Origin of the sequence: Noviluteimonas gilva (genome assembly GCF_009740395.1) — a bacterium.
GTDB lineage: Bacteria > Pseudomonadota > Gammaproteobacteria > Xanthomonadales > Xanthomonadaceae > Noviluteimonas > Noviluteimonas gilva.
This window is the reverse complement of sequence record NZ_WOXT01000002.1, coordinates 29,578-49,232: the sequence shown is the minus strand read 5'-3', so window position 1 is coordinate 49,232 and position 19,655 is coordinate 29,578. Positions and strand designations below refer to the sequence as shown.

General features: G+C 66.0%; 21 protein-coding genes. 6 read left to right on the top strand and 15 right to left on the bottom strand.

The features are described 5' to 3' along the window. Positions 1-25: 25 nt before the first annotated feature. From GN331_RS07135 to GN331_RS07120, 4 genes are read right to left on the bottom strand one after another with little or no spacing between them, the layout of a single operon-like run. The gene (locus GN331_RS07135; RefSeq protein ID WP_156641316.1) at positions 26-583 is read right to left on the bottom strand and encodes a hypothetical protein; all 558 of its coding nucleotides are present in this window, start codon (positions 581-583) and stop codon (positions 26-28) included. Beyond that, complete coding sequence (gene prpB, locus GN331_RS07130; RefSeq protein WP_156641315.1) at positions 580-1,461, bottom strand: methylisocitrate lyase; 882 nt, start codon at positions 1,459-1,461, stop codon at positions 580-582. Before prpB ends, GN331_RS07135 begins: the two co-directional genes overlap by 4 nt. A gap of 49 nt (positions 1,462-1,510) precedes the next feature. Beyond that, the gene (locus tag GN331_RS07125; RefSeq protein ID WP_156641314.1) at positions 1,511-2,494 is read right to left on the bottom strand and encodes a malate dehydrogenase; all 984 of its coding nucleotides are present in this window, start codon (positions 2,492-2,494) and stop codon (positions 1,511-1,513) included. Between the two features lie 56 nt (positions 2,495-2,550). Continuing rightward, entirely contained in the window at positions 2,551-3,708 is a 1,158-nt protein-coding gene (locus GN331_RS07120; RefSeq protein ID WP_231734421.1) for an aminotransferase class I/II-fold pyridoxal phosphate-dependent enzyme, read from the bottom strand. 136 nt (positions 3,709-3,844) lie between these two features. On the opposite strand from GN331_RS07120, the gene GN331_RS07115 reads away from it, so the two are divergent. The 3 genes from GN331_RS07115 to GN331_RS07105 are packed head-to-tail and all read left to right on the top strand — an operon-like array spanning position 3,845 to position 6,374. Then, positions 3,845-4,603 carry a hypothetical protein gene (locus GN331_RS07115; RefSeq protein ID WP_156641312.1) on the top strand — a complete coding sequence of 253 codons (759 nt, stop codon included), beginning with the start codon at positions 3,845-3,847 and terminating at the stop codon, positions 4,601-4,603. After that, a complete protein-coding gene (locus GN331_RS07110; RefSeq protein WP_156641311.1) occupies positions 4,600-5,778 on the top strand; it encodes a M48 family metallopeptidase in 1,179 nt (392 codons plus the stop codon). The genes GN331_RS07115 and GN331_RS07110 overlap by 4 nt, the downstream gene beginning before the upstream one ends. After that, positions 5,778-6,374, top strand: coding sequence for a hypothetical protein (locus GN331_RS07105; RefSeq protein WP_156641310.1), 597 nt, complete (start codon positions 5,778-5,780; stop codon positions 6,372-6,374). Before GN331_RS07110 ends, GN331_RS07105 begins: the two co-directional genes overlap by 1 nt. Positions 6,375-6,380: 6 nt before the next feature. Here the strand turns inward: GN331_RS07105 and GN331_RS07100 are convergent, their stop codons facing one another. After that, positions 6,381-6,875, bottom strand: a complete 495-nt coding sequence (locus GN331_RS07100) for a peptidylprolyl isomerase (protein ID WP_156641309.1) — start codon at positions 6,873-6,875, stop codon at positions 6,381-6,383. A gap of 118 nt (positions 6,876-6,993) precedes the next feature. On the opposite strand from GN331_RS07100, the gene typA reads away from it, so the two are divergent. The 3 genes from typA to GN331_RS07085 all read left to right on the top strand — a co-directional run bounded on the left by typA (position 6,994) and on the right by GN331_RS07085 (position 11,399). Continuing rightward, complete coding sequence (typA, locus tag GN331_RS07095; protein WP_156641308.1) at positions 6,994-8,847, top strand: translational GTPase TypA; 1,854 nt, start codon at positions 6,994-6,996, stop codon at positions 8,845-8,847. Beyond that, a complete protein-coding gene (locus GN331_RS07090) occupies positions 8,847-9,344 on the top strand; it encodes a DUF2127 domain-containing protein (protein ID WP_156641997.1) in 498 nt (165 codons plus the stop codon). The genes typA and GN331_RS07090 overlap by 1 nt, the downstream gene beginning before the upstream one ends. A gap of 327 nt (positions 9,345-9,671) precedes the next feature. Beyond that, positions 9,672-11,399 carry an amidase gene (locus tag GN331_RS07085; protein ID WP_156641307.1) on the top strand — a complete coding sequence of 576 codons (1,728 nt, stop codon included), beginning with the start codon at positions 9,672-9,674 and terminating at the stop codon, positions 11,397-11,399. Here GN331_RS07085 and GN331_RS07080 read toward each other — a convergent pair. The 10 genes from GN331_RS07080 to rplO form a co-directional block, all read right to left on the bottom strand. Further along, on the bottom strand, positions 11,350-12,402 hold the full coding sequence (locus GN331_RS07080; RefSeq protein ID WP_156641306.1) for a WD40/YVTN/BNR-like repeat-containing protein: 1,053 nt from the start codon (positions 12,400-12,402) through the stop codon (positions 11,350-11,352). The two genes, GN331_RS07085 and GN331_RS07080, sit on opposite strands and share 50 nt — an antisense overlap. Beyond that, positions 12,399-13,763, bottom strand: coding sequence for a class II 3-deoxy-7-phosphoheptulonate synthase (locus tag GN331_RS07075; protein ID WP_425489280.1), 1,365 nt, complete (start codon positions 13,761-13,763; stop codon positions 12,399-12,401). The genes GN331_RS07080 and GN331_RS07075 overlap by 4 nt, the downstream gene beginning before the upstream one ends. A gap of 109 nt (positions 13,764-13,872) precedes the next feature. Further along, on the bottom strand, positions 13,873-14,379 hold the full coding sequence (locus GN331_RS07070) for a disulfide bond formation protein B (protein WP_156641304.1): 507 nt from the start codon (positions 14,377-14,379) through the stop codon (positions 13,873-13,875). A 115-nt stretch (positions 14,380-14,494) separates the two neighbouring features. Beyond that, on the bottom strand, positions 14,495-14,869 hold the full coding sequence (rplQ, locus tag GN331_RS07065) for a 50S ribosomal protein L17 (RefSeq protein WP_156641303.1): 375 nt from the start codon (positions 14,867-14,869) through the stop codon (positions 14,495-14,497). A 185-nt stretch (positions 14,870-15,054) separates the two neighbouring features. Next, complete coding sequence (locus tag GN331_RS07060; RefSeq protein ID WP_156641302.1) at positions 15,055-16,053, bottom strand: DNA-directed RNA polymerase subunit alpha; 999 nt, start codon at positions 16,051-16,053, stop codon at positions 15,055-15,057. A 67-nt stretch (positions 16,054-16,120) separates the two neighbouring features. Continuing rightward, complete coding sequence (rpsD, locus tag GN331_RS07055) at positions 16,121-16,750, bottom strand: 30S ribosomal protein S4 (protein ID WP_036167712.1); 630 nt, start codon at positions 16,748-16,750, stop codon at positions 16,121-16,123. 14 nt (positions 16,751-16,764) lie between these two features. Continuing rightward, on the bottom strand, positions 16,765-17,160 hold the full coding sequence (gene rpsK, locus GN331_RS07050; RefSeq protein ID WP_036167714.1) for a 30S ribosomal protein S11: 396 nt from the start codon (positions 17,158-17,160) through the stop codon (positions 16,765-16,767). A 12-nt stretch (positions 17,161-17,172) separates the two neighbouring features. Beyond that, positions 17,173-17,529 carry a 30S ribosomal protein S13 gene (rpsM, locus tag GN331_RS07045; RefSeq protein WP_156641301.1) on the bottom strand — a complete coding sequence of 119 codons (357 nt, stop codon included), beginning with the start codon at positions 17,527-17,529 and terminating at the stop codon, positions 17,173-17,175. Positions 17,530-17,857: 328 nt separating this feature from the next. Beyond that, a complete protein-coding gene (gene secY / locus GN331_RS07040) occupies positions 17,858-19,210 on the bottom strand; it encodes a preprotein translocase subunit SecY (protein WP_156641300.1) in 1,353 nt (450 codons plus the stop codon). Between the two features lie 7 nt (positions 19,211-19,217). Next, positions 19,218-19,655, bottom strand: coding sequence for a 50S ribosomal protein L15 (gene rplO, locus GN331_RS07035; protein WP_156641299.1), 438 nt, complete (start codon positions 19,653-19,655; stop codon positions 19,218-19,220).

The following is a 19,655-nucleotide window of genomic DNA, read 5'->3' as shown; positions in this document are numbered from 1 at the left end:
TCTTCGATCGATTCGGGGCGCGCGATCAGTTTTCGAATTCGCGCGCGGGGTCGGGTGTCGGGCAGGACGAGACTTCGCGCGAGACGTCTGCAGCCGTGCGCGGATGCGCCTGCGCGATCCAGCACTCGTCCAGCGCCGAGCAATAGCAGGCCTGCAAACTCCAGCGCTTCTGGCCGAGGTCGCGCAATACGGCGAACTGCGCCTTGTCCAGCGGCCGGTGGTACATGAAGTCGTCGCCCGGCGCGAGCACGGCGCCGTTGACCGTGCTGTAGGGCAGGTCCGCATCGGCGGGAAGGCCGAGCTGGCGATAGACCTGGTTCCAGTTCGTCGCCGGCTTGCCGTCGACGAGCACGCGCACGCTGCGCACGATCGCCGGGCCGTTGCCCTTGTTCGCGACGTGGAACTCGGCGAGCGAGCCCGCGTTGTAGAACACCAGGCGCGGCCACACTTGCGCGCGCACCTGCTGGCGCTGGAGTTGCGCGGTGTAGGCCGCGACGCCGACCGCCACGAAGCTCACGATCAGGGCCGAGAGCGCGGTGACGCGATCCCAGTCGAAGCCCGTACGCGGCACGGAGTCGCTCATTTGCCCTGCGAGAACAACGCGTCGAGCTTGTCTTCGTACGCGTGGTAGCCGAGGAAGTCGTACAGCTGCGCGCGGGTCTGCAGCGTGTCGATGATGTTCTTCTGCGTGCCCTCGCGGCGCACGGTTTCGTAGAAATTCAACGCGGCCTTGTTCATCGCGCGGTACGCGCCGCAGCAATACAGGGCAATGTCGACGTTCGCGCCGCGCAGCTCGTCGGTGGTGAAAAACGGCGTGGACCCGAACTCGGTGAGGTTGGCCAGGATCGGCACCTTCACCGCGGCCTTGAAGCGCTTGTAGTCCTCGAGCGTGTTCATCGCTTCGGGGAAGATCATGTCCGCGCCGGCTTCGACGTAGGCGCAGGCGCGATCGATCGCCGAATCCACGCCTTCGACCGCGGCCGCATCGGTGCGCGCCATGATCACGAAGGATTCGTCGGTGCGCGCGTCCACCGCGGCTTTCACGCGATCGACCATTTCGTCCTTCGTCACCACTTCCTTGCCGGGGCGATGGCCGCAACGCTTCTGCCCGACCTGGTCTTCCATGTGCACGGCGGCGACGCCGACGTTGATGAAGGAACGGATCGTGCGCGCGATGTTGAACGCGCCGCCCCAACCGGTGTCGATGTCGACCAGCAACGGCAGTTGCGTGGCATCGACGATGCGCCGCGCATCGACCAGCACGTCTTCCATCGTGCTGATGCCGAGGTCGGGCACGCCGAGCGAATTCGCGGCGACGCCACCACCGGAGAGGTACAGCGCCTTGTATCCCGTGCGCTTGGCCATCAGGCCGGCGTACGCGGTGATGGCGCCCATCACCTGCAGCGGGCTCTCGTCGCGGACGGCGCTTCGAAAACGTGCGCCAGCGGAGTTCTGCGTCATGTCATGCATCCACAATTGACGAGGCGACCTTGCGGTCGCCTCGAATGAATCACAGCAGGTGCGCCACGCCGGCGCGCTCTTCCTCGAGCTCGGCGAGCGTCTTGTCCATGCGCTCGCGGCTGAAGTCGTCGATCGGCAGGTCGCGGATCATCGTGTATTCGCCGCCCTGCGTGGTCACCGGGAAGCCGTACAGGACGTCCTTCGGAATGCCGTAGCTGCCATCGGACGGAATGCCCATCGTCACCCACTTGCCGTTGCTGCCGAGCAGCCAGTCGCGCACGTGGTCGATCGCGGCATTGGCGGCCGAAGCGGCCGACGAAAGACCGCGCGCTTCGATGATGGCGGCGCCGCGCTTGCCGACCTTCGGGATGAAGTCGTTCGCGTTCCAGTCGGCGTCGTTGATCTTGTCCTTCAACGAGGCGTTGGCGACGGTGGCGAAGCGGTAGTCCGGATACATCGTCGGCGAGTGGTTGCCCCACACGATGAGCCTGTCGATGTCCGCGACCTGCACGCCGGCCTTGATCGCGAGCTGCGACAGCGCGCGGTTGTGGTCCAGGCGCAGCATGGCGGTGAAGTTCTTCGCCGGCAGGTCCGGCGCGGACTTCATCGCGATGTAGGCGTTGGTGTTGGCCGGGTTGCCGACCACGAGCACCTTGACGTTGCGCGAGGCGACGTCGTTCAGCGCCTTGCCCTGTTCGGTGAAGATCTTCGCGTTCTCGAGCAGCAGGTCCTTGCGCTCCATGCCCGGGCCGCGCGGACGCGCGCCGACGAGCAACGCGACATCGGCGTCCTTGAACGCCACGCGCGGATCGTCCGTGCCGACCATGCCGGCGAGCAGCGGGAACGCGCAGTCCTCGAGCTCCATCATCACGCCCTTGAGTGCGGCCTGCGCCTTGTCGAGCGGCAGTTCCAGCATCTGCAGGATGACCGGCTGGTCCTTCCCGAGCATTTCGCCGGAGGCGATGCGGAACAGCAGGGCGTAGCCGATCTGGCCGGCGGCGCCGGTGACGGCAACACGGACGGGCTTCTTCATGGTGCGGTGGCTCCGAAAATCTGTGGGGACGGTGCGTGTGGGAACGACAAAATGCGTTACTTCAACTCTTCAAAGAATTCCTTGAAGCGTTGCAGGCCCGGCGCGAGTTGCGGCGTCGGGCAGGTGTAGCTGATGCGCAGCGCGCGCGGCTCGCCGAAGGCCGAGCCCGGCACGCAGGCCACGCCCTTGGCATCGAGCAGCGCGTTGCAGAAGTCGACGTCGTTGGCGATCTTCTGCCCCGTCGGACCATGCGTCTTGCCGAAGGCGACGCTGATGTCGGGGAACACGTAGAACGCACCCTGCGGACGCGGGCACACGACACCGGGCAGCGTGGCGAGCATCGCCAGCACCTGGTCGCGCTTGGCCGCGAATTCGGCGTTCTTCTGTTCCGGAATCGTCTGCGGGCCGCTCAACGCGGCGATGGCCGCGGCGGTGACGACTTCCGGGATGTTGGTGATGTGGTTGGAGTTCATCGTCGCGATCGCCTTGGCGACGCTCTCCGGACCGGCGAGGAAACCGACGCGCCAACCGGGCATGCCGTAAGTCTTCGACAACGAGTCCAGGAAGATCACGCGATCGCGCAGCTCGGGGCGCGCGTGCACGAAGTTGTGGTAGCCCAGGCCGTCGAACACCATGCGGTTGTAGATGTCGTCGGTGATCACCCACGTGTCGGGGTACTTGGCGATGACGTCGGCCAGCGCCGTGATCTCGTCCTTCGAATACACCATGCCCGTCGGGTTGGACGGGTTGTTGAACAGGAAGACCTTCGGCTTCTTCGCCAGCGCGGCGTCGAGCTGGGCCGGGGTCATCTTGTAGTCCTGCGACGCCGGGCACGGAAGCAGTTCGATCTTCGCGTTCACGATCTCCGCGATGTCGACGTAGCTGGTCCAGTAAGGCACCGCGAAGCAGATGGTGTCGCCTTCGTCGAGGAGGGCCTCGCAAAGGTTGAAGATCACATGCTTGGCGCCGATGCCCGTCGCGACGTTCGCGCGTTCGTAACCGTTCAGGCCGATCTGCGCGATGTGAGCGATGAATGCATCCAGGAGCGCATCGCTGCCGCGATTGCTTCCGTACTGGCCGGTGTCCTTCGCCAACGCTTCACGAGCGGCGGCATAGACGTGATCGCCCGGGAGGAAATTCGGTACGCCGATCGAAAAGCTGATGATGTCGCGGCCTTCGGACTTCAGTCGCTTGGCCTTTTCGGCCACCACCATGATTGCGCTAGGCTTGGCGCGACCTATGCGCCGGGCGAGCTCAGGCATCGCAAGAACCTCGTCGAGACGTGGGGAAAGACGTTCTGGGGATGTTTCGCCAAAACGGCTGCCAGAAACAGCCGGAAGGAAGCCGGAAATGCTAGCACAGGGGATGCTGTCGGCCGCAGTGCGCCGGCCCGCCGGGCGCGGGTTTTCCATCGTTTTCCTCCTGCTCCTGCTGATCCTTGCCGCCCTGCCGGGCTGCATGTCGACGCAGGTGCGGCAGGTCGAGGACGACGCCGGGAAACCCGTGGTCATGTCGGGCACCACCGTGGTCCTGATCGAACCGGACATCGAGCTGTACGCCGTCGGCGCGGGCGGCATGGCCGAACCGCGCAAGGCGTGGACCGAAGCGGCGCGCAAGAACTTCCCCGACGCCGCGCGCCAGCGCCTGGAGGCGGTCGGCTTCACGCTGAAGCCCGACTTCTACCTGCCCAAGGACGCCGGCCCGGAAAACCACATGCGGCAGCTCTACCTGCTGAACCAGGCCGTCTCGATCAGCATCCTGAACTACGGTCGCCCCGGCGCGCTGCGCAACAAGCACGACAAGTTCGACTGGACCCTCGGCCCCGGCGTGGCGACGCTTCGCGAAGCCACGGGCGCGGACTACGCCTTGTTCACCTACGTCCGCGACAGCTACACCAGCGGCGGGCGCGCCGCGATGCGCGTGATCGGCTTCCTCCTGCTCGGCGGCGACATCGGCGGCGGCCAGCAACTGGGCCTGGCTTCGCTGGTCGACCTGCGCACCGGCCAGGTGGTCTGGCACAACCTGCTGGTCGACCAGGCCGGCGACCTGCGCGACGAGGCCGGCGCACAGGAAACCGCGGGCGACCTGCTCAAGGGGATCAAGCGATGAGGCGCCAGGTCGCGAAGGTGTGCCTCGCGGCCGCCCTGTTCACGGCGCTCGCCGGCTGCGCCACGCAGCAACCGATGCGCGCGAACCAACCCGGCTCGCGCCCGGTGGCGGGCACGGACGAGGACGAACTCTGGTACGCGATGGAGAAGGCGGAGGAAGAACTCCAGCGTTCGCCGATGCGCGTGCGCGATCCGGCGCTCAATGCCTACGTCAAGGACGTCGCGTGCCGCGCGTCGGCCGGCTATTGCGACGACCTGCGCGTCTACATCATGAACGTGCCCGCCTTCAACGCGAGCATGGCGCCCAACGGCACGATGATCGTGTGGACGGGCGCGTTGCTGCGCATGCGCGACGAAGCCGAACTCGCCTTCGTGCTCGGCCACGAAGTCGGCCACTTCCGCGCGCAACACACGCTGCGGCAATGGCGGCGCATGAAGGACACCAGTGCGTTCCTCAGCGCGTTCCAGGTACTCGCCTACGGCGCGGGATTCCCAAACACCGCGATGCTCGGCTCGCTGGGCATCTACGCCGCGATCTTCAAGTTCAGCCGCGACATGGAACGCGAAGCCGACAAGCTCGGTTTCGAAGCCGTCGTCGCGCAGGGCTGGGATCCGCGCGCCGGCGCCGACGTGTGGGGCCGCATGTTGCGCGAAGAAAATACGCTGAAGTACATCAGCCGCAGCACGGTGTTCGCCTCGCACCCGGCGACCGAAGAACGCCTCGCCGACGTGCGTGCCGCAGCTGCTGCAGTGCCGAATCCGCCGAGCACGCGCAACAAGGCGCAGTACCGCGAAGCGACGCGCCCGTTCCTCGAGAACTGGCTGGTCGCCGAACTTGCGCAGCGCCGTTATGCGAGCTCGCAATTGGTGATCCAGGAGTTGCTCGACGATTCCCCGCAGGAAGACAAGGGCATGCTGACGTTCTATCTCGGCGAAGCGTATCGACGCCACGACGATCCCGGCGACGACAAGAAGGCCGCCGAACTCTATGCGCGCGCGATCGCCCTGCCCGGCGCGCCGCCCGGCGCATGGCGCGAACACGGTTACGCACTCGCAGAACAGGGCCGCGGCGCCGAAGCGCGCGTGGCCTTGCAGACGTATTTGCAGAATGCACCGAAGGCGGACGATCGCGCCTTCGTGCAGCGCGCGCTCGACAAACTCGGAGGCACGAACTGATGCGTCGATGGTTCCTCGTCCGCAACGCCATCGTGGCGTGCGGTATCGCGTTGCTGCTTGCCGCCTGCGCCTCCGGCGGAACCAGCCGACTCGTGCAACCGGGGCAAGTGCGCGCCGGCAAGCTCGTGCTGAACAGCGAAATGGAGTGGACGCGCGCGACGTCCAATCGCTCGCAACTGTGGACGATCGACGGCGAGCTGCTGAACCTGCTCTACCTGATCCACACGGTGAAGGACGGCGACTACATCTTCCTCGGGCAGCGCGAAAGCAAGCGCCGGCCGGATGCGCCGTACTACCACAAGGGCATGCGCGAGGATGAACTGCGCGACCTCGTCGCCGACGGTTTGCTCAACGCGGGGTTCGTCGGCGTCTCGCCTTCGAACTTGCGGCCGGCCACCTTCGGCGGGCACGCGGGACTGCGGTTCGATGTCGACCTGCAGACTTCGGAAGGATTGCAGTACCAGGGCCTGGTCGCGATGTTCGAACACGACAAGGGCCTGGCACTGGCGATCTTCATCGCACCGCGCGAGTACTACTTCCCGCGCGATGGCGCGAAGGTGTCGAGGATGTTCGACACCTTGCGCTGGGAAGGCTGAAGCGGGTTACGCGGCGAGGATCTTGTTCCACTCCGCCACGCGGTCGGCCTTGGCGGCCAGCACGGCGTCGGCGTCGCCCTCGATGCGCACGCGCTCGATCTTGTCGCCCTGCTTCACGGCGTCGACCACGTCCATGCCCTCGATCACCTTGCCGAAGACGGTGTGCTTGCCGTCGAGCCAGGGGGTCGGGACGTGGGTGATGAAGAACTGGCTGCCGTTGGTGTTCGGGCCGGCATTGGCCATCGAGAGCACGCCGCGGTCGTGGCGCAGGCCATTGCTGGTCTCGTCCTCGAAGCGGTAGCCCGGGCCGCCACGGCCGGAGCCCTCGGGGCAGCCGCCCTGGACCATGAAATCGGCGATGACGCGGTGGAAGTCGAGCCCGTCGTAGAAGCCCCGCTTGGCGAGGTTCACGAAGTTGGCCACCGTCAGCGGGGCCTTGTCGGGGGCCAATTCGATGCGGATGGGGCCACGGGCGGTTTCGAAGACGGCGATCAGGGACATGCGGGGGCTCCTGCGGGAAAGCCGCCGAGGATACTCCAGTCAGTGTTTCGCCCCCGCCTACGGGTATACTCGCCGGCTCTCTCAAGCGCCCTCGCGCCTCCACCGGCGCGCATTCATCATGTCCGTTTCCGTCGAACGCCTCCGCAACATCGCCATCGTCGCCCACGTCGACCATGGCAAGACCACCCTCGTCGACCAGCTGCTCAAGCAGTCCGGCACCCTCAACGAGCGCGCCGTGGTCCCGGACCGCGTGATGGACAGCAACGACCTCGAAAAGGAACGTGGCATCACGATCCTCTCGAAGAACACCGCGATCCGCTGGACCAACCCGAAGACGGGCGAGGTGTGGCGCATCAACATCGTCGACACGCCCGGGCACGCCGACTTCGGCGGCGAAGTGGAGCGCGTGCTGTCGATGGTCGACTCGGTGCTCATCCTCGTCGACGCGATGGACGGCCCGATGCCGCAGACGCGCTTCGTGACGCAGAAGGCGTTCGCGATGGGCTTCAAGCCGATCGTCGTGGTCAACAAGGTCGACCGCCCCGGCGCGCGCGCCAGCTGGGTGCTCGACCAGACCTTCGACCTGTTCGACCGCCTCGGCGCCACCGACGACCAGCTCGACTTCACCACCGTCTACGCCTCGGGCCTGCAGGGCTACGCCGGCATGGACGAGAGCGTGCGCGACGGCGACATGACCGCGCTGTTCGAAACGATCTGCGAACACGTGCCCGCGCCGCCGGTCGATCCGGACGGCCCGTTCCAGATGCGCGTGACCTCGCTGGACTACAACAACTACGTCGGCATCATCGGCGTGGGCCGCATCCAGCGCGGCAAGGTCAAGACGAACCAGACGGTCACCGTCATGGATCGCGAAGGCAAGACGCGCAACGGCAAGGTCGTGCAGGTGCTCGGCTTCATGGGCCTGGAGCGCGTGGAAGTGCCCGAAGCGCAGGCCGGCGACATCATCGCGTTCTCCGGCATCGAAGGTCTCGGCATCTCCGACACGCTGTGCGACCCGACGGCCGTCGAACAACTGCCGGTGCTCACCGTCGACGAACCGACGATCTCGATGACCTTCCAGGTCAACGACTCGCCGTTCGCGGGCGTCAAGGATCGCAGCGGCGGCAAGTTCCTCACCTCGCGCCAGCTGCGCGACCGCCTCACGCGCGAGACGCAGCACAACGTCGCGCTGAAGGTCGAAGACACCAGCGACGCCGACAAGTTCAAGGTCAGCGGCCGCGGCGAACTGCATTTGTCGATCCTGATCGAGAACATGCGTCGCGAAGGCTACGAGCTCGCGGTTTCGCGCCCGGAAGTGATCATCAAGACCATCGACGGCGTGGTGTCCGAGCCGTTCGAATCGCTCGTCGTCGACATGGAAGAACAATTCCAGGGCGGCGTGATGGGCCGCCTCGGCGAGCGCAAGGCGCTGCTGCAGAACATGGAACCCGACGGCAAGGGCCGCGTGCGCCTGGATTACCTGATCCCCGCGCGCGGGCTGATCGGTTTCCAGACCGAGTTCCGCACGATCACCGCCGGCACCGGCATGCTCTTCCACGTCTTCGACCATTACGGCCCGAAGGCGGAAGGCCAGATCGGCCAGCGCCAGAACGGCGTGCTGATCTCCAACGGCACCGGCCCGTCGCCTGCGTACGCGCAGATGGCGATGCAGGAACGCGGCCGCCTCTTCATCGAGCCGGGCGAGGAGATCTATGAAGGCCAGATCGTCGGTATCCATTCCAAGGACAACGACCTGACCGTCAATGCGCTGCGCGGCAAGCAGCTCACCAACTTCCGCGCGTCCGGCAAGGACGACGATGAAGGCCTGATCCCGGCGATCAAGTTCTCGCTGGAGCAGGCGCTGGAATTCATCGACGACGACGAACTCGTCGAGATCACGCCGAAGGCGATCCGCCTTCGCAAGAAGTCCCGCACCGAAACCGACCGCAAGCGCGCCTCGCGCGCTGCGTGATGCGCGAATCGGCGCAACGCGTGGACGCGGAGCGCACGACCCATTACGTGCAAGACCCGCGGGCCCATCCGGGCCTGCGGGCGATCGCGGTGATCGAAGCGATCAAGGGCTTGCTCGCGCTGTCTGCCGCGAGCGGCCTGGAACTGATCGGCCCCATTCCGCTGAAGCGATGGGTGCATGAACTGATCTCGCGCTTCCAGCTCGACACCGACCACGGCGCAATGGCGTGGCTCGCCAGTGCGATCAACCCACACTCCGTCCATCTCGCCGCCTTGGCGGTGGCTGCGTACGGTGTGCTGCACCTGATCGAAGCGTGGGGCCTGTGGCGTGACAAAGCGTGGGCCTCGTTGCTCGGCTGCCTCGCCGCGGCCATCTACCTGCCGTTCGATATCTATGCGCTGATCCGGCATCCGGGTTGGATTTCGGTTGCGGTGCTTGCGATCAACGTCATCGTGGTTTGGGTGTTGGCGCGCGACTTGGTGAAACGCCGGAAGTAAGAGATTCACCACTTCGCGCGGGTGAAACGTCTTGAAGCAGAAGAATGCGATTGACGAAGGTGGTGCTTGGAAATAGCTTCGATCTCACCTCAACACGAAGGAGAGAAGCGATGCGCGAACACGACTTTGGCATCAACTGACGCCAACAACGCCGCCTGAGGCAGCCTCCGCCGGCTGCCTTTTTTATCGTCATGCCACTTCAGAACGTGTGACCCGGCGCGCAGTTCGCCCTTGAGGCCGGAAGGCCGACCACCCCCCGAGTTGCGGCCCCCCGCCCGCCGCGCGATGCTCCGCGTTCGCGGCAATCGCCGCTTAGGGGAACTTGCCATGCGCCTTGCCTTGCTTGCCCTCGCCCTACTCGCGGCCACGGGCTGCCAGCCGCGTGATCCGGCCCAGAAGGCGGCCGCGCCCACGCCTGCGAAACCCGATGCACCCGTTGCCTCGACGGTGCCCGCCTTCGCCTTCGACGAAGCCGACATCACCGGACTGCAGCAACGCATGGCGAAGGGCGACCTGACGAGCCACGCACTGACGCAGGCGTACCTGGATCGCATCGCGGCGATCGACAAGGCGGGCCCGACGCTCAATTCGGTCATCGAACTCAATCCCAAGGCGCTCGCCGAAGCCGACGCGCTCGATGCAGAACGCAAGGCCGGCAACGTGCGCGGGCCGATGCACGGCATTCCCGTGTTGCTGAAGGACAACATCGACGCGGTGCCGATGGTGAACTCGGGTGGCTCGCTCGCACTGGCCGACAACAAGCCGGCGCGCGATGCGTTCCTCGTGCAGCGCCTGCGCGCCGCGGGCGCGGTGATCCTCGGCAAGACCAACCTCAGCGAGTGGGCCAACTTCCGTTCGACGCGCGCGACCTCGGGCTGGAGCGGCCGCGGTGGACAGACGAAAAACCCCTATGCGCTCGATCGCAATCCTTGCGGCTCCAGTGCGGGTACGGGCACCGCGATCGCGGCGAACCTCGCGACCGTCGGCGTCGGGACCGAAACCGATGGCAGCATCATCTGCCCGTCGTCGGTTGCGGGCCTCGTCGGTTTGAAGCCGACCGTGGGCCTGGTGAGCCGCGACGGCATCATTCCGATTTCCAGCAGCCAGGACACCGCAGGGCCGATGACGCGCACGGTGTCGGATGCGGCGGCGATGCTGTCGGCGATGGTCGGTCGCGATGACGGCGACGCGGCGACGGCCAACAGCGTCGGCAAGGCCGTGTTCGATTACGAGAAGCGCCTGGACGCGAATGCGCTGCAAGGCTTGCGCGTGGGCATCCTGCGCAACGAAATGGGCTTCCATCCGGATGTCGATGCGGCGATGGAACGCGTGGTCGCCACGTTGAAGTCCGCGGGCGCGCAAGTCGTCGATGCCGACATCAAGACGAAGGGCGAGTGGGACAAACCGGAATTCGAAGTGTTGTTGTTCGAATTCAAGGCGGGCCTGGAGAACTATTTGCAGAAGCACGACGTGGCGCCGAAAACGCTCGTGCAGTTGATGGAATTCAACAAGCAGCACGCGAATGAAGAGATGCCCTACTTCGGCCAGGAGATCTTCGAGAAGGCCAATGCGAAGGGGCCGCTCGGCGATCCGGCGTACCTCGAAGCGAGGGCGGAGGCGCGTCGCCTCGCCGGTCCCGCAGGCATCGATGCGGCGATGAAGGACGCGAGCGTCGACGTGTTGATCGCGCCGGCGATGTCGCCCGCGTGGCCGACCGACCTGGTGCTCGGCGATCACTTCGTCGGCGCGGGGTACGGCGCCGCGGCGGTCGCGGGTTATCCGAGCCTGACGGTGCCGATGGGCGAAAGCCACGGCTTGCCGATCGGCGTGGTGTTCATCGGGCCGGCGTGGAGCGAAGCGAAGTTGTTGTCGGTCGGCTATGCGTACGAGCAGCGCAGCAAGCTGCGGCGCGCGCCGACGTTCGCGCCGACGGTGACCCTTGGCAAGACGGCGTTGCCGTCTTCGAAGGCGAGCGCGATGCCCGTGTGGACGACGGCCGAACCGGCTACGGGGTCGACGGCGACGATGCCGGCTGCAGCTTCGACGAAAAAGTGATGCGGACGATGCGGCCCTTGTCGCCGCTCGCCCACGCGGTCATGCCGGCGCGATCGATCGCGTCGTAGCCGGTCTTCGACAGGGGCCGCCACGTGGCCTGCGCGCCGCCTGGCGGCGCGTCGATCGCCTCGACACCCGTCGGGCCGACCGCGATGCACAGTGATCCGGAGAAACACGCCGCGCCCGAGCGATAGCCGGGCGGCGGCGGCAACATCTTCACCGCCGGGCCATCTGCGCCCTGGTCGAGGAACGCAGCGCTGCCTTGTGTTTCGTGCTCGAAGTCGCCGCCGACGAGCAGCGAGCGCGGTCCGACCGCGTTGCTGATCGAGAAGATGCCGGCCGCGGGAATGCGATTGGGCATGTCGGTTGCGTGTGCGACCCAAGCGTCTGCGCTCCTCGCCTGGAGACGCGAAGCCGCGCCACCGCCGGCGATGTACAACTGGCCCTTCGTGCCGCGCGCGATGCAGGTCCCGCTCGCCGCGAACGCGGCTTCGTCTTTCAACGCTTCGGGGCCGTTCGCCTGCAACGCCCACGTGCGTCCACCATCAGTGGTTTCGCGAATCTGATACCGCCCGTCGACCGGATCGCCCAGCATCCAGCCGTTCTGACCCTCGAACACCATGCAATCGAAGAACGCGCGCTCGTCGTCGTTCTTCAACGCGAGCTTCCACGACTTGCCGCCGTCTTCGGTGCGATACACGCGCGACACCTCGCCCGGCCCGATGCTCAGCACGACGGCGGTGTTCGCGTCGAAGCCTTCGACATCGCGGAAGTCGAGCGCCTTCGCGTCGGGCACCGACACGTTGGTCCAGTGTTCGCCACCGTCGATGGTGCGCAGCACGGTGCCTTCGCGTCCGCTCGCCCATGCGACGTTCGCGTCGACCGCGGAGATCCCGCGCAGGCGCACGGTGACGCCGCTGTCCTGCGTTTGAAGTGTCGGATTGGCCGCGAGGGCACTCGCCGCGAACGTCGCCGCGGCGATGGCGATCAACGCACGCCTCACGCCTGCACCGGCTGCATCAATTGCGCTTGCTTGCGCACGATCAGCATCGCGGTTTCCAGCGCCTGTTCGTAATTCAGGCGCGGATCGACGGTCGAGCGATACGCGCGAACCAGATCGCTTTCGGTGAGCTCGCGCGCGCCGCCGAGGCATTCGGTGACGTCTTCGCCGGTCAATTCCAGGTGCACACCGCCCAGGCGCGTGCCGGCGACGGCATGCAATTCGAACGCCTGCTCCAACTCGTTGCGGATGTTTCCGAAGCGGCGCGTCTTGTAACCGTTGGCCGTGCTTTCGGTGTTGCCGTGCATCGGATCGCAGACCCACAGGACGCGGCGGCCTTCCCGGCGCACGACATCCAGCAGCGCCGGCAACTTGCTGCCGATCTGCGTGGCGCCCATGCGATGCACGAGCGTCAGGCGGCCGGGTTCGTCTTCCGGATTGAGCACGTCGATCAGTTTCATCAACGCATCGGGCGTCGCGCTCGGCCCGACCTTCACCGCGATCGGATTGCGAATGCCGCGGAAATATTCGACGTGCGCGCCATCCAGCGCAGCCGTGCGCATGCCGATCCACGGGAAATGCGTGCTGAGGTTGAACCAGCCCCACTGGCGCGGCACCTGGCGCGTCTGCGCTTCTTCGTACGGCAGCAGCAACGCTTCGTGCGCGGTGTAGAAGTCGACGCGGTTGAGGTTGTGCACCTGCGAACCGGACAGCGTTTCCATGAAGCGCACGGCGTCGCCGATGCTCGCCACCATGCGGTGGTATTCGTCGGCGAGCGGCGAGTGGCCCACCCACCGCAGGTCCCAATACTCGGGATGGTGGAGGTCGGCGAAGCCGCCATCGATCAGCGCGCGCACGAAATTCATCGTCATCGCCGAACGCGCGTGCGCCTTGATCATGCGACGCGGATCGGGCACGCGCTCGGCGGCGGTGAAGCCAGGGGCGTTGACGATGTCGCCGCGGTAGCTCGGAAGCGTCACGCCTTCGCGGGTTTCATCGTCGGTCGAGCGCGGCTTGGCGTACTGCCCTGCGAAGCGACCGACACGCACGACCGGAAGGCGCAGGCCGTGCACGAGCACGAGGCTCATCTGCAGCAACACCTTCAGGCGATTGGAGATCACATCGGAATTGCACTCGGAGAAACTCTCCGCGCAGTCGCCGCCCTGCAGCAGGAAGCGCTTGCCTTCCTGCGCGTCGGCCAGGTGCTGCTTGAGCGCGATGATTTCCCACGAGGTGACGAGCGGCGGAAGCGCGCGCAGTTCGCGCAGCGCTTCCTGCAACGCGGCTGCATCCGGATATACCGGCATCTGCGTCGCCGGACGCGCGCGCCAGCTGTCCGGCGCCCAGTCGGCGGGAAGGTTCACGGGATGCAGCGAGCGATCGGGATTTGCCATGGACGACGCCGAAATGTTGCAGTGCGTCGTCGCATCATGGGCCGGCGGCGGGTCGCCCGCAACCGGCGGAACGCACCGTTCAGCGGCGGCGGAATGCGCTCATCGCAATCAGGCCCGTCAGCAGCACGAACCAGAGCAGCGCCCACGCCGGCATCGACAGGCCGAGGAACTGCCAGTCGACCTTGGCGCATTCGCCCGAACCGGTGAGCACCTGGCGGACGACGTCGGCGAAGGGGCTGGCGTCCATCATGAATTCCAGCGGCGGGCCGCAGGCAGGCACCTGATCCGGCGGAAGGTGCGTCAGCCACACATGACGGCCTGCGATGCCGATGCCCGCGAGTGCGGGGATCAGTGCGATGACGCCGAGGACGCGTCGCCCGGTGGTGCCGCGCGGCGCGATGAGGCCGCCGATCAGGAATGCGAGCCCCAACACCGCGAACGCAATGCGCTGGAAGATGCACAGCGGGCACGGGTTGAGATGCCAGTGTTGCTGCGAGAACAGCGCGAACCCGATCAGCGCCGCGCAGGCGACGAACCCGATCAGGAAGCGAATGCGGAAGGCGGAGGCGGCGGCTTTGTCGTTCATGCGCGCAAGCGTGGCTGAGCTTGCGCCGGATGGGAAGTGGCCCGCGTCCTGCGTTCGCCAAAAAAGAAACCCCGGCGCGAGGCCGGGGTTCCTGGTATCGCGTTGTAGCAACCGATTACTCGGTGGCCGCCTCGGGGCGGTCGACCAGTTCGACATACGCCATCGGCGCGTTGTCGCCGGCGCGGAAGCCGCACTTGAGGATGCGCAGGTAGCCGCCCGGACGGGAGGCGTAGCGCGGACCGAGGATGGTGAACAAATTACCGACCGCTTCCTTGTCGCGCAGGCGCGAGAACGCAAGGCGGCGGTTGGCGACGCCGTCGATCTTCGAGAGCGTGATGAGCGGCTCCGCGACGCGGCGAAGTTCTTTCGCCTTCGGCAGCGTGGTACGGATCAATTCGTGCTTGAACAGCGAGGCCGCCATGTTGCTGAACATCGCATCGCGATGGGCACTGGTGCGGCTGAACTTGCGTCCGGCTTTCTTGTGGCGCATGGGTTGGTTTCCTTTGGAATCTTGAGTCGTTGGCTTTCGCTGTCGCCATCCTGGCGTTGACGCTCGGGCTACGCTGGCCCTGGCCGACCCTCCGTGGGCGGCGCGCCGCGCGGTTATGACCGCGTCGGGTGTTGCTGTTTACGACAAATGCCTGCGCGGAAAAACCGCGCAGGCATCGATGCTGCTTAGCCCATCATCCCGTGCGAGGCGATGCCGGCCGGCGGCCAGTTTTCGAGCTTCATGCCGAGCGAAAGGCCGCGCTGCGCGAGGACTTCCTTGATCTCGGTCAGCGACTTCTTGCCGAGGTTCGGGGTCTTGAGCAGCTCGACTTCCGTCTTCTGGATCAGGTCGCCGATGTAGTAGATGCTCTCGGCCTTGAGGCAGTTGGCCGAACGCACCGTCAGCTCGAGGTCGTCGATCGGGCGCAACAGCACCGGATCCACGCCGCTCGCCTGCGGCTTCGCCGCACCGCGGTCGCGGTGGGTGAAATCGCCGAACACCGACAGCTGGTCGCTGAGGATGTCGGCGGCGGTGCGCACGGCTTCCTCGGCGTCGATCGTGCCGTTGGTTTCGATGTCGAGGACCAGCTTGTCCAGGTCGGTGCGCTGCTCGACGCGCGCCGCTTCAACGGCGTACGCAACGCGGCGGACCGGCGAGAACGACGCGTCCAGCATCAGGCGACCGATCGCGCGGGTCTCTTCGTCCGGACGACGACGGGCGGCGGCCGGCTGGTAGCCGAACCCACGCTCGATCTTCAGGCGCATGTTGAGCGCCGTGTCCTTGGTGAGGTGCGCGATCACGTGCGCCGGATTCAGGATCTCGACGTTGTGATCGGTCTTGATGTCGCCGGCGGTGACGACGCCCGGACCCTGCTTGGCAAGGTTGAGCGTGGACGAATCGCCGGTGTGCATGCGGATCGCGACGTCCTTGAGGTTCAACAACACCTCGAGCACGTCTTCCTGCAGGCCTTCGACCGTGGTGTACTCATGCAGCACGCCGTCGATCTCGACTTCCGTAATCGCGAAGCCGGGGATCGAAGACAGCAGCACGCGACGCAGCGCGTTGCCGAGCGTGTGGCCGTAACCGCGCTCCAGCGGCTCGATCACGACCTTGGCGCGGTTTTCGGCGATCCGCTCGATCTGCGGACCGCGGGGGCGCAAGACTTGGTTTGCGGTAACCGTCATGTTGTAACGTCTCCAATAGGGCGGCACGCGACCACGTCTGATCGCATGCCTGATGCAGCGTGAACCGTTACTTCGAATACAACTCGACGATCAGCGCTTCGTTGATGTCTGCAGGCAATTCGGCGCGGTCCGGCACGGCCTTGAACACGCCGGCGAACTTCTTCGCGTCGACTTCGACCCAAGCCGGCGACAGATCCATCTGCTGCGCGACGGTGACCGATTCCTGCACGCGAAGCTGCTTCTGCGCGCGCTCGGAGAGCGCGATCGCGTCGCCGGCCTTGACGGCGTACGACGGCAGGTTCACCGGCTTGCCGTTGACCGTGACGCCACGGTGCGACACCAGCTGGCGCGCGGCCGGGCGGGTGACGGCGAAGCCCATGCGATAAACGACGTTGTCCAGGCGCGTCTCGAGGAGCTGCAGCAGGTTTTCACCCGTGTTGCCCTTCTTGGTGGACGCCTTCTTGTAGTAGTTGCGGAACTGACGCTCCAGCAGGCCGTAGATGCGCTTGACCTTCTGCTTTTCGCGCAGCTGGGTCGCATAGTCGGACAGCTTGCCCTTGCGGGCGGTGGCGCCGTGCTGGCCGGGCTTTTGCTCCAGCTTGCACTTGGAATCGAGCGCGCGTGCCGGCGACTTGAGGCCGAGATCGGCGCCTTCGCGACGGGCGAGCTTACAGGTGGGACCAATATAACGAGCCATTTTTCTTCAGCTCCTCAGACGCGGCGCTTTTTCGGCGGACGGCACCCGTTGTGCGGGATGGGCGTCACGTCGATGATGTTGGTGATCTTGTAGCCGACGTTGTTCAACGAACGAACGGCACTCTCACGTCCCGGACCCGGGCCCTTGATGCGAACTTCCAGCGACTTCACGCCGTAGTCGAGCGCAGCACGGCCGGCCTTTTCGGCGGCGACCTGGGCGGCGAACGGCGTCGACTTGCGCGAACCGCGGAAACCCGCGCCGCCCGAAGTCGCCCACGAGAGCGCGTTGCCCTGGCGGTCGGTGATCGTGACGATGGTGTTGTTGAACGAAGCGTGGACGTGCGCAACGCCGTCGGTGACGACGCGCTTGATCTTCTTCTTCGTTTTTGCGGCAGCTGCCGGCTTGGCCATGGTGTGGGTTCCTTACTTCTTGATGGCCTTGCGCGGACCCTTGCGGGTGCGTGCATTGGTCCGGGTGCGCTGGCCGCGCAGCGGGAGACCACGGCGGTGACGCAGGCCGCGATAGCACGCCAGGTCCATCAAACGCTTGATGGCCATGCCGACTTCACGACGCAGGTCGCCTTCGACCACGTACTTGCCGACCTCGGAGCGCAGGCGCTCGACGTCCGGCTCGGACAGGTCGCGGATCTTGGTGTTCGAAGCAACGCCCGCAGCGGTGCAGACCTTCTTCGAACGGGTACGGCCGATGCCGTAAATGCTTTGCAACCCGACCCAGACGTGCTTCTGGGCAGGCAGGTTGACGCCCGCAATACGCGCCATAACGCGATCTCCAAAACTGATGGCCGCCGGACGTGTTCGACCCGGCAAGGGAACATGAAAGTTTAGCGTGGTCTCGTGGAACTTGGAAGTCCCGAGCCCGAAGGCCCTGAACCCGGCATGGGGAGTGTGCCCATGCTCCGGCGACGGATTCCGGACTGCCCGGACATGACGGCGAACCCCGCCCTGCCCTTGCCCCGCGCGCTACTCCGGCGCGCGGTCTGGTCCGGATCCACCCGCGCACGAGACCGCCGCGCGAGTCGCCCTTGTCGACCCGGGCGAAACCCGGGTCGGGTGCGGAACCGGCCAGGCCGGTTCCACGTCGTTTCGATCAGCGGCCGGTGAGGCCGCGCGAACCCTTGAGGTTCGCCTTCTTCAGCAGGCTTTCGTACTGATGGGACGTCAGGTGCGCCTGGACCTGCGCCATGAAGTCCATCACCACCACGACCACGATCAGCAGCGAGGTGCCGCCGAAGTAGAAGGAGGCGCCGATTTTCGTGCGCATCACTTCCGGAAGCAAGCAGACCAGCACCAGGTAGGCCGCGCCGGCGCCCGTCAAACGGGTCAGCACGCCATCGATGTAGTCCGCGGTCGCCTTGCCCGGACGGATGCCCGGAATCAGCGCGCCCGACTTCTTGAGGTTGTCGGCCGTTTCCTGCGAGTTGAACACCAGCGCCGTGTAGAAGAACGCGAAGCCGATGATCAGCGCAGCGAACAGGATCATGTGCAGCGGCTCACCCGGCGCCAGCGCCTGCGCGGCGCGCTGCATCCAGTTGGCCTGCCCCGCCTGGCCGAACCAGGTCGACGCCGTGGCCGGGAACATGATCAGGCTCGACGCGAAGATCGGCGGGATCACGCCCGACATGTTGAGCTTGAGCGGCAGGAACGAAGTCTGGTTCATGTACGCGTTGCGACCGCCACCCTGGCGGCGCGCGTAATTGACCGTGACCCGGCGCTGCCCGCGCTCGACGAACACGACGAGGAACGTGAAGGCCAGCACGATGAGCGCGATGGACATCACCTGCAACGCGGAGATGTCGCCGTTGCGTGCCTGTTCGAACGTGGTGAGCACCGCGCCCGGCAGGCCGGAGACGATACCGGCGAAGATGATCAGCGACACACCGTTGCCGATGCCGCGCTCGGTCACCTGCTCACCCAGCCACATCAGGAACATCGTGCCTGCGGTCAGCGAAACCACCGCGGTCATCACGAACCCGGGGCCCGGGTTGTAGACCACCGGCATGCCGCCGGAAGACACCTGGTGCTGCAACGCCCACGCGATCGAACCGGCCTGCACGACGGCGAGGAACACCGCGCCGAGACGCGAGTACTGCGTGATCTTGCGGCGACCGGACTCGCCTTCCTTCGACATCGCCTTCCAGCTGGGCAGGATCTGCGTCATCAGCTGGACGACGATCGACGCCGAGATGTAAGGCACCACGTTCAACGCGAACAGGCTGAAGTGCTGGAGCGCACCACCCGAGAACATGTTGAACATGTCCACGATCGTGCCCTTCTGCGACTCCATGAGCTGGATCATCGCCTGCGGGTTGACGCCCGGCACCGGGATGTAGCAACCGATGCGATAGACGATCAACGCGCCCAGAACGAACAACAGGCGCTGACGGAGCTCGGTGAATTTACCGAGCCCGCCACCGAGATTCGCCGCTGCGCCTCGCGCCATGCGTCGCTTACTCCCCGACCTGGCCGCCGGCCGCTTCGATCGCGGCCTTCGCACCAGCCGTGGCCATCAGGCCCTGGAGCACGAACTTCTTGGTCACGTCGCCCTTCTTCACGACCTTCACCTTGCGGGCGGCCTGCGGAATGAGCTTCGCGGCGCGCAGCGCGGCGATGTCGATCGTGCCGGCGTCCAGCTTGTCCAGCTGGTACAGCAGCACTTCGGCCGTGTCCTTGAGCAGCTTCGAACGGAAGCCGATCTTCGGCAGGCGACGCTGCATGGGCATCTGGCCGCCTTCGAAGCCGGCCTTGATCTTGCCCTTGCCGCTACGGGCGAACGAGCCCTTGTGGCCGCGACCCGCGGTCTTGCCGAGGCCGGAGCCGATGCCGCGACCGACGCGAGTGCGTTCCTGGCGGGCGCCGTCGGCGGGCTTGAGGGTATTCATGCGCAT

Bases quoted from the DNA above. Each gene is read 5' to 3' on its own strand.
- GN331_RS07135 (WP_156641316.1), bottom strand. From the start codon at position 583: ATGAGCGACTCCGTGCCGCGTACGGGCTTCGACTGGGATCGCGTCACC.
- prpB (WP_156641315.1), bottom strand. From the start codon at position 1,461: ATGACGCAGAACTCCGCTGGCGCACGTTTTCGAAGCGCCGTCCGCGAC.
- GN331_RS07125 (WP_156641314.1), bottom strand. From the start codon at position 2,494: ATGAAGAAGCCCGTCCGTGTTGCCGTCACCGGCGCCGCCGGCCAGATC.
- GN331_RS07120 (WP_231734421.1), bottom strand. From the start codon at position 3,708: ATGGTGGTGGCCGAAAAGGCCAAGCGACTGAAGTCCGAAGGCCGCGAC.
- GN331_RS07115 (WP_156641312.1), top strand. From the start codon at position 3,845: ATGCTAGCACAGGGGATGCTGTCGGCCGCAGTGCGCCGGCCCGCCGGG.
- GN331_RS07110 (WP_156641311.1), top strand. From the start codon at position 4,600: ATGAGGCGCCAGGTCGCGAAGGTGTGCCTCGCGGCCGCCCTGTTCACG.
- GN331_RS07105 (WP_156641310.1), top strand. From the start codon at position 5,778: ATGCGTCGATGGTTCCTCGTCCGCAACGCCATCGTGGCGTGCGGTATC.
- GN331_RS07100 (WP_156641309.1), bottom strand. From the start codon at position 6,875: ATGTCCCTGATCGCCGTCTTCGAAACCGCCCGTGGCCCCATCCGCATC.
- typA (WP_156641308.1), top strand. From the start codon at position 6,994: ATGTCCGTTTCCGTCGAACGCCTCCGCAACATCGCCATCGTCGCCCAC.
- GN331_RS07090 (WP_156641997.1), top strand. From the start codon at position 8,847: ATGCGCGAATCGGCGCAACGCGTGGACGCGGAGCGCACGACCCATTAC.
- GN331_RS07085 (WP_156641307.1), top strand. From the start codon at position 9,672: ATGCGCCTTGCCTTGCTTGCCCTCGCCCTACTCGCGGCCACGGGCTGC.
- GN331_RS07070 (WP_156641304.1), bottom strand. From the start codon at position 14,379: ATGAACGACAAAGCCGCCGCCTCCGCCTTCCGCATTCGCTTCCTGATC.
- rplQ (WP_156641303.1), bottom strand. From the start codon at position 14,869: ATGCGCCACAAGAAAGCCGGACGCAAGTTCAGCCGCACCAGTGCCCAT.
- GN331_RS07060 (WP_156641302.1), bottom strand. From the start codon at position 16,053: ATGACGGTTACCGCAAACCAAGTCTTGCGCCCCCGCGGTCCGCAGATC.
- rpsD (WP_036167712.1), bottom strand. From the start codon at position 16,750: ATGGCTCGTTATATTGGTCCCACCTGTAAGCTCGCCCGTCGCGAAGGC.
- rpsK (WP_036167714.1), bottom strand. From the start codon at position 17,160: ATGGCCAAGCCGGCAGCTGCCGCAAAAACGAAGAAGAAGATCAAGCGC.
- rpsM (WP_156641301.1), bottom strand. From the start codon at position 17,529: ATGGCGCGTATTGCGGGCGTCAACCTGCCTGCCCAGAAGCACGTCTGG.
- secY (WP_156641300.1), bottom strand. From the start codon at position 19,210: ATGGCGCGAGGCGCAGCGGCGAATCTCGGTGGCGGGCTCGGTAAATTC.
- rplO (WP_156641299.1), bottom strand. From the start codon at position 19,655: ATGCGCATGAATACCCTCAAGCCCGCCGACGGCGCCCGCCAGGAACGC.